This window comes from bacterium, from assembly GCA_009926305.1.
Classification (GTDB): Bacteria; Bdellovibrionota_C; UBA2361; order UBA2361; family RFPC01; genus RFPC01.
In genome coordinates this window covers 1-12,647 of sequence record RFPC01000012.1, presented here as the reverse complement: position 1 = coordinate 12,647, position 12,647 = coordinate 1, and the positions used below count along the sequence as shown (strand labels likewise).

11 protein-coding genes are annotated in these 12,647 nt (G+C 45.6%); 4 read left to right on the top strand and 7 right to left on the bottom strand.

Annotated elements, in window-relative coordinates; translation table 11 throughout:
- Position 1 precedes the first annotated feature (1 nt).
- The 6 genes from EBR25_03575 to EBR25_03550 all read right to left on the bottom strand — a co-directional run bounded on the left by EBR25_03575 (position 2) and on the right by EBR25_03550 (position 6,450).
- Positions 2-685, bottom strand: a complete 684-nt coding sequence (locus tag EBR25_03575) for an alpha/beta hydrolase (GenBank protein NBW40066.1) — start codon at positions 683-685, stop codon at positions 2-4.
- A gap of 105 nt (positions 686-790) precedes the next feature.
- On the bottom strand, positions 791-1,009 hold the full coding sequence (locus EBR25_03570) for a hypothetical protein (GenBank protein ID NBW40065.1): 219 nt from the start codon (positions 1,007-1,009) through the stop codon (positions 791-793).
- Positions 1,010-2,479: a SpoVR family protein gene (locus EBR25_03565; GenBank protein NBW40064.1), complete on the bottom strand. Its 1,470-nt coding sequence runs from the start codon at positions 2,477-2,479 to the stop codon at positions 1,010-1,012. It lies immediately after the preceding gene.
- On the bottom strand, positions 2,476-3,705 hold the full coding sequence (locus tag EBR25_03560) for a DUF444 family protein (GenBank protein NBW40063.1): 1,230 nt from the start codon (positions 3,703-3,705) through the stop codon (positions 2,476-2,478). Before EBR25_03560 ends, EBR25_03565 begins: the two co-directional genes overlap by 4 nt.
- 70 nt (positions 3,706-3,775) lie before the next feature.
- The gene (locus EBR25_03555; protein ID NBW40062.1) at positions 3,776-5,704 is read right to left on the bottom strand and encodes a serine protein kinase; all 1,929 of its coding nucleotides are present in this window, start codon (positions 5,702-5,704) and stop codon (positions 3,776-3,778) included.
- A gap of 467 nt (positions 5,705-6,171) precedes the next feature.
- Positions 6,172-6,450, bottom strand: a complete 279-nt coding sequence (locus EBR25_03550; GenBank protein ID NBW40061.1) for a hypothetical protein — start codon at positions 6,448-6,450, stop codon at positions 6,172-6,174.
- 446 nt (positions 6,451-6,896) lie between these two features.
- Here EBR25_03550 and purL point away from each other — a divergent pair, with 446 nt between their 5' ends.
- The gene (gene purL / locus EBR25_03545; GenBank protein NBW40060.1) at positions 6,897-9,206 is read left to right on the top strand and encodes a phosphoribosylformylglycinamidine synthase subunit PurL; all 2,310 of its coding nucleotides are present in this window, start codon (positions 6,897-6,899) and stop codon (positions 9,204-9,206) included.
- Between the two features lie 77 nt (positions 9,207-9,283).
- Positions 9,284-10,753 carry an amidophosphoribosyltransferase gene (locus tag EBR25_03540; GenBank protein NBW40059.1) on the top strand — a complete coding sequence of 490 codons (1,470 nt, stop codon included), beginning with the start codon at positions 9,284-9,286 and terminating at the stop codon, positions 10,751-10,753.
- Between the two features lie 28 nt (positions 10,754-10,781).
- Here the strand turns inward: EBR25_03540 and dcd are convergent, their stop codons facing one another.
- A complete protein-coding gene (gene dcd, locus EBR25_03535) occupies positions 10,782-11,351 on the bottom strand; it encodes a dCTP deaminase (GenBank protein ID NBW40058.1) in 570 nt (189 codons plus the stop codon).
- 246 nt (positions 11,352-11,597) lie between these two features.
- Between dcd and EBR25_03530 the strand changes: the two genes are divergently transcribed.
- Both EBR25_03530 and EBR25_03525 read left to right on the top strand, forming a co-directional pair.
- A complete protein-coding gene (locus EBR25_03530; GenBank protein ID NBW40057.1) occupies positions 11,598-11,876 on the top strand; it encodes a hypothetical protein in 279 nt (92 codons plus the stop codon).
- A gap of 140 nt (positions 11,877-12,016) precedes the next feature.
- Positions 12,017-12,571: a hypothetical protein gene (locus EBR25_03525; GenBank protein NBW40056.1), complete on the top strand. Its 555-nt coding sequence runs from the start codon at positions 12,017-12,019 to the stop codon at positions 12,569-12,571.
- The last annotated feature ends 76 nt before the right edge of the window (positions 12,572-12,647 follow it).

Genomic DNA, 12,647 nt, shown 5'->3' with positions numbered 1-12,647 from the left:
CTCATCCCTGCGAGCGGACCCTCGGTAGCGTGCCCGTAGAGAGAAAATGCTCAATAAGATGAAAAATCTGTTTTCGAAGTACTAATTCGATATGGAGTGCTGAGACGACATGCGTTTGTGCAATCTTGTCTGGGATTGCTTCCTCAACGAGCACGAGCCCATCATTTTCACCTGGGAGTAGGGGATTCCAGCTTCCGTAGAGCTGTCCTTTCGCTGCGATAGCGGCAAATTCGAGTGATTTTGGTAATTGAAGACTCCGTGGCTTTGCCAGTTCCTGTACGGAAGGCCCGAGGAGTTTCGGGAGTAACGGAACACGAAGAGTTAAACATGCCGCTTGCGATGATGTAAGGGGTGAGCCAAGCAGCATATTCCGTTTAATGTGTGGCCACTGCTTGAGCGTCTCAATAAGAACGAGGCCACCTAATGAGAATCCAACAGCGTGCTGTGGACGTTGTGTCTCTGGAAGACTCGATAGTTTTTCAGCCAAGGCTTTAGCAGCCTGATAAAATGAGATCTTATGACACGGGTAGACAAACTGCAGTACATCCCATCCTGCATTAAGAAATCGTATCTCAAGGACTTTCATCGTGCCTGGAATTCCCTCCAGTCCATGAATGAGTAGAACAGTTGGCGAATCCTCACGTGAGTCTTTGCCTTTCTTTGATTTATATAAAAGTTTAGACATGCCTACTTCCTACTATAGAGGCGCTTATATAAGTATTAATGCAGGTTTTGTTTCAGCAATAAAGGTATAACCGTTTATACCTTGGTTGGCATTAAGCGTATTGTATTATGAAGGCTCATCTGTTCCCGACGTATCGGATATATTGCACTTTGGTGCTGAGCCTACAAGGAGCGCTGCCCACAAGCAGAGCACACCAATCAAAAAATTGAAGAGCATCCACGGGGCAAAATCTCGTAGAAAATAAAGGGTAAGATGAATTCCACATAGCAAGCCGCCTAGGGTGCTAAACAAGATAACTTTACGAATAGGTGACCCAATTTTCATTTATGACTTTTCGACCTTGAGCGAGCCGTTATCGAGCTTTAAGACCGAATCCTTGCCATTCAATGTCGTTTCGAGGATAACCTGTCGTCCCCACAGCGCCTGAATATGCTGCAAGCATTTTTCTGCATACTCAAGTTGCAGATCCCGTCCATCGTGAAAGTGTCGTAACTGCAAGGTCCTCTTACTACCAAAGTCAGCATCTTCAACTTTGATGACGGGGAGTGTGCCTGTTCCGACATTGGCTATTAATGTATTTTTAACATCCTGCCAGCTTTCTTCATCGCTAACTTTCGTAATTACTCGTTCCTTTCCCCTCTTTTCATGTTGAAAGATGCCAAGCTCACGCATGATATCTTCGGTAAGAAATCGTCGAAGAAAAGAAGAATCTCTGTCTGATTCTCTAACTTCAAAAATCTTCTTCCTGCCGGGAGTTTCATTCTCATCCATGGCATTGAGATTTTCAGGCGGCGTATCGTCGGTAAATTCGCGCCCTGTATTCCCTTCGTTCCATCTTCGCTCGATATCATGCCAGATGACGAATCCCAGATGATATGGATTAAGTCCTCCAGGGGTTGGTCTAAGAACTTGATTATGTCTAACAAGAAATTCGAGATGTAGTCCTTGTGGGAGGTCTAGCTCATTAAGTAGCTTGAAGTGCCAGTAGCTCGCCCAGCCTTCATTCATGATCTTCGTCTCCATTTGTGGGAGGAAGTATCGTGTTTCCTCATCCACGATATGAAGCAAGTCTCTCTGCCATTCAGCCAGATATGGATTGTAGTTGCAGATGAACTCGAGGATGTTTTCTTCGGGTTCTAATGGAAACTTAGAAAAGTCTGGCTCGACATACTCGGGTGAGGGATGGATCTCTCTCCACGGATCTTCCGGAATCTGAGCACTTTCCCATCGACGTAAGCGCTGTTCACCTGGGGTGAGTTTTTGTATCGCCATATTTCTTGAGCGTTGAAACGAGATTGCATGTGCATGATCGAGAATATTTTCAACCCGATCGATACCGATAGAGGGATCTTCCATATAGATATCTACGCGATTACCATGTGCTTTAAACATCTCAAGGGTATAGCGAGCATCGATATTACTTGTAAAAGTAAAGTTATTAGCAAAAAAGTCATTATGACCGTATACATGCGCGATCGTAAGAATTTGGAGTAGATCTGTGTTGTCTCGCATCAAGTATGCGAGACAGGGATTGGAGTTAATTACCATCTCATAGGGGAGACCAGAGACTCCATAGTCATACATTGTCTTAGTTTTTTCGTAAGATTTTCCGAATGACCAATGTGCATAACGAGCTGGCATTCCAGAGTACGACATGTATCCGATCATTTCATGATGATCGCAGACCTCGAATTCTTGGGGATAACAGTTAAGACCATACCGGTCAACGAGTAGGCGGATGCGCTGATCCCATTCTTCCATCTCTTCTACTGTTAGCCCATCCTTAACACTCATGTTGCCGACTGTGCTCCTTCTGCTGTTACTTTATTGGGAGTAGCGTTTAGTGGACTGGTTTTATCTCTTAAGAGAAAACTCTTAAATGCAGGCCAAAGGTCCTCTTTCTTTTCAATAGTCAGCATCTGAAAGTTCTCACGGTCAATTTTACCAAAGACATCAATCATACTGCCGGAGTAGTAAGCACTTCCCGATGGTTTAATCTCGCCATATCCAAAAATATTACAAACATCACATAGTTCAATTGCAGCTTGAACCGCACGTTCGTTATCAGAATAGAAATTATCTCCATCGGAGCAGTGGAAGGCATAGACGTTCCAGAGCGACGGATGATAGCGATCATTGATGATATCGAGCGCCTTGCGATATCCAGAGGAAATATACGTGCCACCAGATTCTACTTTATGAAAGAACTCGGTTTCGCTGACTTCTTTTGCTTCGGTATGATGTGCAATGAAGACGACCTCAACATTTTGATACTTTTGCCTCACGAACTGATAGAGAAGAAAATAAAATGAGCGAGCAAGATACTTCTTCACTGTTCCCATCGATCCCGAGGTATCCATAATGCAAAATATGACCGCATTCGAGACCTCTTTTGTCGTTGGAACGATATGGAAATAACGCAGGTCATCTTTGTGATACGGGAAGCGCTTTTCACCATCGTCAAAGGTAATTCCACGAGAACCTTGGACTGCAAGCCGTCGTCGGATCCTGTTTTTCGCTGACGCCTTTTTGTTGAGCCTTGGGCGAATCCCAGCTGTTCTGAGTCCCTTTCGGCGTCGGGCGTCCTCAGACATCACTTGACGCAGTGACTTTTTATCAAGTTCGGGCAACTCAAGATCGTCGAACATGAGGCTGATGAGCTCCTCGAGGGTAACGTCTGTTTCGATAGCGTCTACTCCTGGCTGATCTCCTCCTCCTCTCCCAACATCAGGGCTGCCAGGTTGTGCTGGTCCTACTACATCTCCTGGCTGCTGCTTGCCGTCACCTTGTGCTACTCCTGGAGCATTCTCGCCATAGATGAAGCGGTACTCCTTAATCGAGCGAATTGGTATCTTGATGATTTTGTCTTTATCTCGCCCAATAATTGATTCTTCCGAAAGAATATCCGCGATATTTTCTCGGATTGAATCTTTAATCTTTTGGCGATGGCGCGTACGGTCTCGTGCGCTTCGGTCCGAGCGTTGAGAAGTTGGGACAAATGGTCGAAAAATGGTGGACATAGACCACAGACCTCTCTTTAGGTAGACCTCAGCATTTGCTGGCGTCTATCACTGTTTTGTTGCTCAGTTATCAATCCTTCCAAAGATTATTAGCCGCATACTTTAAAATGGTATCTACGCAGGCTGCTGGATATCCATTTTTAATAAGCTGTTCAACCATACGGCTATACTTCTCAGATTGATCCTGATCGCGCGTTCGAGCTTTTGTAATAATACGAGATACATCTCGTACACTGGTCATCAGTTTCTTCTCAATAGCTTCCTTTAACGGCTCATAACTTTCGTATGAGATGTTCTCTCCCTTTCGACCGACAGACCAGAGATAGGAGATAACTTCTTGCCGGAAACCATCGCTCGCAGTGCCGATGATAGCAATTTGTTCTTCAATCGACTTCATGAAGCCTTCATCGGGATCGAGCTCTTCGCCGGTGTTTCGATCCTTTAACTTCTTCTTGTTCACATATGCTTCTGCATGATCAAGATAGTTTTGAAAGAGAGATTCCGCTTGTTCTTGATAAGAGTATACAAATGCTTTAGTAATCTCTTTTTCAAGAATTTCAAGATACTCTTTGTGAAGTGTGTCTTGGAGGAATTCAAGATACTGTTTTCGGGTATCATCTGGAAAATCTCCAGCTTTTACCATCTGAACCAGAGCCTCACGCACATTAAGCGGGTGTATACAATTCTCTTTCACATTATCTGAGAGAGCATTATCAAGAGCTTTCATGATGAACCGAGTAGAGATACCGTTCATACCCTCGTCTTTTGCTTCTTCTCGCAGTTCAACCACATCAATTTTCTTTGTTTTGCCTTTTTCTACAACTTCTTCTCCGTTATAGAGTTTAAGCTTTGTAATCAGGTCACACTTATTTGTTGGCTGGAGGCGTGAGAGGATGGCAAACATCGATACAACTTCAAGTGTGTGGGGTGCAATGTCTGCAGTAAACTGCGATTTACGAATCATTTTTTTGTAAATCTTTACCTCTTCAGAGAGCCTTAAGTTGTAGGGCACTTTTACTGTTACAATCCGATCAAGAATAGCTTCATTTGTATGATCACTCTTGAACTTCTTCCACTCAGCCTCATTAGAATGAGCAACTATTGTTGTATCAACATAGATCATGCCATGACGTCCTGGAGCTGGAATATGCTTCTCTTGAGTGGCGGTAATCATTGCATGAAGGTACTCTGTCTCATTCTTAAAGACCTCAATGAATTCAACCATTCCTCTGTTCCCAACATTGAGAGCTCCGGAGAGATCGAGGACTCGTGGATCGCCTTCTGAGTATAAATCCAGCTTAGAGATATCTTCTCCGCCAACGAGCACTGAGGTATCTTGGTTATTCGGATCGACAGGAGGCACCACTCCAATACCTCGTCTTGCACGAATACTGAATTCATAGGTGCGTACAGGCATTTCTTCCCATTTGCCGCCAAATTCTTCTATCAGACGGTGTCGAGTGATCGGGTTCAGGTCTCCTTCAATCTTTACGCCGAGCATTTTGGAGAATTCTGGGCGGAGGTGACGAGGAATGAGGTGAAGAGGTTCACCATACATTGGATCATCCTCAACCGCATAAAATGGCGGAAGCATTTCGAGGCCAGATTTGAGACGTTCTACGAGACTGCTTTTCCCGGAACCTACAGGTCCCACGAGATAAAGCACCTGGCGACTCTCTTCGCCTTGAAGTGAGGCGGAGTGAAAGAATCGAACAATCTGGCTAATGGTATTATGCATACCATAGAAGTCTTCACTGAAAAATTTATACTCGGTGAGCTTCTCACGCTTATAAAGCCGCTGAAGCTTTGGATCGTCCTCAAGGCGAATTTCATCTACTCCTTCACCCATGATCATATCGTAGAGTCGCTTGTGGGAGAGTTTTGCAACATCTGGATTCTCTCGAATAATCTCAAGATATTCGAGCATAGTGCCTCGCCACATCGACTTGGTTCGGGTCTCTCGGTCCTGATTGATTATTTTCTGAAAATCTTCTGTCATCGTCTGCCCTTCTAAAAAGAGAGAGTTTTTGAGCAACCCCTCTATTTCTTAAAGCCAATTTCCCATTACAGTTGGGATGAGTTCCCTATCTTGCCAGTAGAATAGCGAACACGAGCGGTTCTCTTATGTCGAACAACCCGTTCCCTTCTGAATTTTTGGAAGCACATACTAAATGGTCAATTACGATCTGCACGGGGAAACCCCAACGCGAGTCGAGACACGTTAGTAAAACCTCCACACTCTTTATGATGTAAAAACCCCCACTTATTGTTCTCATTTTATCGTTTCGTCGAAATACCAGCAAACTGAAATGAGGCAAGGTTTGATTTTAAAGGGAAAACTTCGCACGTAGCGTATACGAGCTTTGATTAGAGGGAGCCTCGCCAGAGTTATCCGCGGCTACTTTAGGAGAAAGTGAGGCAGAGACGTGGTTCTACTATTCATTCTCTGCTTGTAGACCAGGACGCCTATTTTTTTTCACGCCAAGACTCAATTGATAGCAGTTCACCTATGTCGTGACCGCATGAGGAGCTAGACTGTCTGTGGACAAGAGCGTCAAAGTAGTGTTCTGGCAGAATGCATTGAGGATGATCCATTTCACGAAGCGAGTCATCAGAAGCGTATTCAAAGTCTTGTTTGGACACTACAAGAGGTACTTTTTGTTTTTTCTGGACCGGGGTGTGAGCTATTACTCCTTCAGCTGGTGCGAGCTTGTTACTTCTTGAGGGTATTTTCTTTTTTGTCATTATTTCTGTTCGCTCATTTTTGCTTGCGGGATGCCTAAAATCGACTCCGTAACAACGTTCTAGTTCATCGAAGAGGGCACGCCTAGCCTTGGTCTTTACAGGAGCCCCAGATTTTGGGAACTTCCTAAAAATCGCTCTCCTTAAGAGCGCTTAGCTTCCAGTGCTCGGTTTTTGGACTCCTCACCTAAGACTTTTCATTGCGCTTATTCAGTGTATCTTTCTTACTAGGATAGCACGAAATAGCCTAAATTGTGTTCGGTAATTTCGAAGGGATGACGAAGGTAATGCCCAGTTCGGGGGGATTGCAGGGTTCAAATGGCCGAAATTTGCTATTTTTATATCGAGGTTTCACGAGGTTAGGAGCGGATCATTCCTTCAACAAAAGCTCATAATTTTGTAGACACTACTAGAATGACCTTTCAAAACGGTGCATTATACTGAGTTTTATGAATGAAACCCAGCATTGTACAGAAGCCTCGCCAGTATCGAAGAAAACCGAATGTCCGTGGTGGCTGAAAGAAGCCTCCCTCGATGATGCCATCCAGCATGGCTTAAAGGCACACGAGTTCGAGGGGTTGTTGAACGTTCTTGGTCGTCCCCTCACGGTATTAGAAGTTGGGATCTGCTCGGCGCTCTACTCGGAGCATTGCTCTTACAAGAGTACGAAAGCACACCTTAAAAATCTCCCTACCGAGGGTGCGCATGTTATTCAGGGTCCTGGAGAGAATGCAGGTATCGTTCGAATTGGTGAAGGATTGGGTATCGCCTTTAAGGTGGAGAGTCATAATCATCCTTCATTCATCGAACCGTTTCAAGGAGCAGCAACAGGTGTCGGAGGAATTCTTCGAGATGTTTTCACCATGGGAGCTCGACCACTTGCCGTATTAGATAGTTTGCGTTTCGGCAATCCTTTAAAAGATAAGTATTCTCGTTATCTTTTAAAAAATGTTGTGCGAGGGATTGGGACGTACGGAAACTGTATGGGGATTCCTAATATCGGCGGAGAACTTTTTTTTCACGACAAGTATGCAAAGAACTGTCTTGTAAATGCCTTTGCCATGGGCGTTGTTGAGGAAGACAAAATCTTTCTTGGAACAGCCTCAGGGGTTGGAAATCCAGTATTTTATGTGGGATCAAAAACAGGTCGCGATGGAATTCATGGGGCTACTATGGCCTCTGAAGAGTTTGATGAATCGTCTGCCGAGAAAAGACCAACGGTTCAAGTCGGTGATCCACTGCAGGAAAAGCTTCTCCTAGAGGCATGCCTTGAAGTGATGAAGACTGGCAAAGTTGTTGGTATCCAGGATATGGGTGCCGCTGGAATGACGAGTTCATCATACGAGATGGCGGAGCGAGCAGGTAGTGGAGTCCGTATTCATCTTGACCGCGTGCCGATGAGAGAAGAGGGAATGAACCCGTATGAGATCATGCTCTCGGAGTCGCAAGAACGAATGTTACTTGTTGTAGAAAGAGGTGGTGAAGAGCAGGTAAAGCAGGTTTTCTCAAAATGGGGGCTTGATGCCGTGCACATTGGAGAAGTTACTGACCAAAATGAGGTTGAGCTGTATTGGGAAGGCGAATGTGTATCTTCTTTAGCTGCATCAGTGCTGACGAGTTCGGTTCCGCAGTATCAGTGGCCGGAACAGGAGCCATCTTCCTACCAAGAACGGTTGGCGTTCGACGTGTTCTCTCTTGAGCAACCTGATGATTTAGGCTCTTGTCTGATGCAGATGCTCAAATCACCAAACCTCTGCTCGCGGGCAGCCCTTTTTGAGCAATACGATTCGACCGTGCGCGGAAATACAAGGGTTGGACCTGGTGGAGATAGTGGAGTCATACGGATTAAGGTAGAGGAGAAGGTCTATGAGATGGGAGTCTCGGCAACTCTTGACTGTAACTCTCGATATTGTGAGATCGATCCATTTTTAGGGGCTGCGTATACAGTCGTCGAGGCATTTCGCAACATCACAGCTTCGGGTTGTCAGCCACTAGGAATTTCTGATTGTTTAAATTTTGGGTCTCCTGAAAAGCCTGAAGGAATGTGGCAAATCGCTCAGGGAATTAGAGGGATTGGTGATGCAGCCAGAGCCCTCGAGGTGCCAATCGTGAGTGGTAATGTAAGCTTGTATAACGAGACTCAGGGAAGCCCGATATTGCCTACGCCAACGATTGCAATGGTAGGAAAAATTGATAACTTCCGTCACGCAGTTGGCACAACCTTCCAGTCGGAAGGAGATGTTATTCTTTATATTGGCGATGATAGTGGGATATCACTTGGAGGAAGTGAATATCTGGCGCAGATATTTAACGTTGAGAGAGGCTCATTGCCTGTTATTAACTATAAACAAGAAAAGATTGTAGCTTCTGCAATCCGAGATCTTGTGGAACAGGAGCTGATTCTCTCGTGTCATGACGTTGGGTCTGGCGGGCTCGCAGTTGCATTAGTTGAGTCATGTTTTCCTCAGATGGACCATTTAGGGGAGAGAGTTCCTCTCGGAGTTACGCTTGAGCATATAAAGAGAGATACTCGTGATGATCTGCAGTTGTTTGGAGAGGGAGGGCCTCGGTACCTGATAAGCCTGCGAGAGGATAGTTTGGAACAAGTCGAAGCAAGGCTGAAGGCTAGTGCCATTGAGATTCTTGGTCGAGGGCTGGTAACTACGGAACAGTCCGTTGAGATTGGCGAGAGTGTAAAAATCTCATCACAAGAGGCCTATGAGAGTTCTCTTGCGACGCTAAGAGAGTTGTTCCTCTAAAGGAGTGAGTGCAAAGGAGGGAATAGGTGGCGAAACCAAAGGCATTACGTATTCTAGAAAATCCTACTTCTGAAGAGGTGTTTGAGCTCGACAAGTTTCGTGAAGAGTGTGGATTAATGGGCGTTTGGGGTCATGAAGAAGCCGCAAACCTTGTATATCTCGGACTCTATGCCCAGCAACACCGGGGGCAAGAAGGTGTAGGCATCGTGTCGATTGATGCGCATGATCAGTCGGGTTCTGAATCGGTTCAAGATTCACCAGAATCAGGAAACGGTTTTCATGTTCATAAGGGAACATCTCTCGTATCTGATGTTTTTAAGCGGTTTGACTTTTCGAGGCTTCCTGGAGAACGAGCGATTGGCCACGTGCGTTACACTACTGCGGGTGGAAATCGCCTTGCTAACGTGCAGCCTCTCATAGCACATGTCAGCCTCGGAAAAGTCGCTATTGCGCATAACGGAAACTTAATTAATGCCGATAAGTTGCGAAGAGAACTTATTCGAGATGGAGCTATTTTTGGCACGTCATCGGACACGGAGGTCTTTCTGCACCTCATGGCGCGTGCTCCAAAAAGTATCTCTCTCGAAGAGGCAGTGATTCGAGCGCTCGATGAGGTGCAGGGTGCGTATTCGTTACTTATTGCTTTTCAGGACAGACTGATTGCGGTGAGGGACCCAGCCGGACTTCGCCCACTTGCAATGGCAAAACTTGATGGTGCTTATGTATTTGCTTCAGAAACCTGCGCATTTGATCTGATTGGAGCAGAATATGTCAGAGACATTCAGCCAGGAGAAGTTTTTATTCTCCATAGAGGCGAAGAAAAGTCATTTTATCCGCTTAAGAAAGCGCAACCAGCACCGTGCATCTTTGAATACGTGTATTTTGCTCGTCCCGATTCGCAGGTGTTTGAACGAGGGGTTTATCCGATTCGAAAACAGATGGGAATCGAATTGGCTCGTGAGCATGAGGTAGCTGCTGATATGGTGGTTCCTGTGCCTGACTCGGGAATGACAGCAGCCATTGGATATTCGCAAGAAGCGGGTCTTCCATTAGAGTTGGGGCTTATCCGAAATCATTATGTCGGAAGGACATTTATCGAGCCGAAGCAGTCAATCCGTGATTTTGGAGTAAAGATCAAGCTTAATGCCAATGCTGAGGTCTTTAAAGGAAAGCGTATTGTTGTTGTCGATGATTCGATTGTTCGGGGAACGACGAGTAAGAAGTTGATTGATATGCTCAGAAGAGCAGGAGCAAAAGAGATACACCTGCGCATCTCAGCTCCACCAACGACAGACCCATGCTATTATGGAATAGACACTCCAGAGAAAAAGGATCTGATTGCATCCCGTATGACTATTGAGGAGATTCGGGAATATTTAGAAGTAGACTCAATTGGATATCTCACTCTGGAGGGGCTCTATCGAGCCGTGGGCGCTCAAGAGGGGACAATGTGTAACGCGTGTTTCAGTGGGAAATATCCTCTTGGGACACCGAAGCAGTTGCAGCAATTACAACAAGAGCAGCTTTTCCAGGCTGGGCATGATTAGCTCCTGCGCTTGGTGAACTACGCCGGCCTTATTTTGTCATTACCCCTTTTCTGAATTCATTACGGAATAGAGGAGGGCCTACAGATTCTTGTTCGCGATATTTGCCGTCGTGGTCATAAAGCTCTGATGCTTCACTCTCTAAACGAAATACGGCAGCTCGTGCGATTTTCATCTCAGGATAGAGTAAAATTGGATTTGGTCCGTGATTGGCAAGCTCCAGCGTTACTGCTCTATCAGTGTGTCCCGGATAGACAAGCATCGCTGTTTGAACAATGGTAAGTCCGACTCGTGCTAGTGTGCTTCTTCCCTCAATGAAAAACCCGAGTGATGCCCCGACGCTAACCCGTTCAAAAGTTGCTCCAAGCACAAATGCTCCTGGATTGAGCATATATGGGGAATCCATACTTATCTGCTCTGTACGATGGTCTGGTGTTTTGCCATTTTTTACATCTACGACTGTTCCGGTCTCTGGGATGAGAATTTCCTTACCGAGGTGAAGTGTGATCCCAGCAGCTCGTACCATCTCTTCACCGAAGGGAGAGATTTTCAATTCTCCCGTTTTGAGTACTTTTCTCAGATCTGTGTCAGAAAGCATCATAGGACGAAGTTCTCCGGTTTGTGGCGCTCTTTTTTCTAGCTACTCTAACAAAGAGTATCACAATTTGACTCCATCGGAATGGGGCACTTTTGAATCATTCTATCTGTCAAGGGACTGAATTTGAGGAGAGTGAGGTTGATCTGCCCTCCATTCTATCGGAAAATCGAGAGGGAGTTTACACGGCTCACCAGTTTATCTTACCCTCTTGGGGAGAGATTGAAGTCAATAAACATACGAAAAGGTAGCATGAGTAAAGATTCAAACGTGAACAGTAATAGCTTTCGTTGGCTGCTTCTTGCTGGCTCGGTGGCAGTTGCCCTTACCATATTTTTATATCGTGTTGATAATCACCTAACGACTTCGGATAAGGAAGCCAGGCTAGGAGATACGCTGCGAACCTTAAGAACTGCCCAGTCTGAGGTGTCAGCCGGCGCTAGTGATGAGCGTCAGGTAGTAGGTGCTCTTTTGGAAGCACGCTCATTAAATAAGGATGATCATCATTCATCATCTGATGCGCATCATTAATTCTTTGAACTTTCGTGATGGAATACAGTGGCATCTCTCCCTGACCTTACTTTCGAGCTTCTTAAGAGATGATGAGCGCAGATTCGGGATGGTCATAGAGAAAGAGAATTCGCTCTCTGGTTGAGAAAAGGTAAGCTCATATGAAAAGGAGAGTTTCCCTTCTTCTCTGCGATCTCCGGTATCGGATAATGCGACTTCTTGTCTCTGCCAAAGGCGAGCAGAAGAGCTCATATCTCTCTGAGCGAGAGAAGACCGACTTTAATGAGAATACTCTTTCTCAAGAGATCAGGTGGTTGGAAGAGCAGTTAAAAAGAACCCCATATTGGTTCCAAGGGGTAGTGAAGATCGCTCATTTGAGGTTAACGGCTCGAGATTTTAGAGGTTGCTATGACGCATGTCAGGTCGCGAAACTCTTAGAAATGAACGAAAAAGAGCGTCGCCTGACTCGAGAAGTACTCTCGACTCTTTACCTCCGGTTGGGGGAGTTCGAGAAGGTCAAAGAGCTGCTTATGCCAATCTGTGAGGGGCAAGCTGCGAGTACGGTGGAGCAGGAGTTGCTTGCTGCGGCGCATATGGGCCTTGAGGAATACGAGCAGGCGGCTGATTTATTCGACCATTTTGAGAGTAGTGGGATTGGAGGGCGCACAAGACCCATATTGGAGTATGCGGAGCAGAAGAAATCGCCATCAGGGTAAGAATACGCGAGTTCTCCCCTGTTGTTCTTGTGTTCCTTGAATATACTGGAGGCGAGAGGAAACATTTGATGTGGTG

Coding starts and splice junctions, on each gene's coding strand:
- EBR25_03575 (NBW40066.1), bottom strand. CDS start 685: ATGTCTAAACTTTTATATAAATCAAAGAAAGGCAAAGACTCACGTGAG.
- EBR25_03570 (NBW40065.1), bottom strand. CDS start 1,009: ATGAAAATTGGGTCACCTATTCGTAAAGTTATCTTGTTTAGCACCCTA.
- EBR25_03565 (NBW40064.1), bottom strand. CDS start 2,479: ATGAGTGTTAAGGATGGGCTAACAGTAGAAGAGATGGAAGAATGGGAT.
- EBR25_03560 (NBW40063.1), bottom strand. CDS start 3,705: ATGTCCACCATTTTTCGACCATTTGTCCCAACTTCTCAACGCTCGGAC.
- EBR25_03555 (NBW40062.1), bottom strand. CDS start 5,704: ATGACAGAAGATTTTCAGAAAATAATCAATCAGGACCGAGAGACCCGA.
- EBR25_03550 (NBW40061.1), bottom strand. CDS start 6,450: ATGACAAAAAAGAAAATACCCTCAAGAAGTAACAAGCTCGCACCAGCT.
- purL (NBW40060.1), top strand. CDS start 6,897: ATGAATGAAACCCAGCATTGTACAGAAGCCTCGCCAGTATCGAAGAAA.
- dcd (NBW40058.1), bottom strand. CDS start 11,351: ATGATGCTTTCTGACACAGATCTGAGAAAAGTACTCAAAACGGGAGAA.
- EBR25_03530 (NBW40057.1), top strand. CDS start 11,598: ATGAGTAAAGATTCAAACGTGAACAGTAATAGCTTTCGTTGGCTGCTT.
- EBR25_03525 (NBW40056.1), top strand. CDS start 12,017: ATGAAAAGGAGAGTTTCCCTTCTTCTCTGCGATCTCCGGTATCGGATA.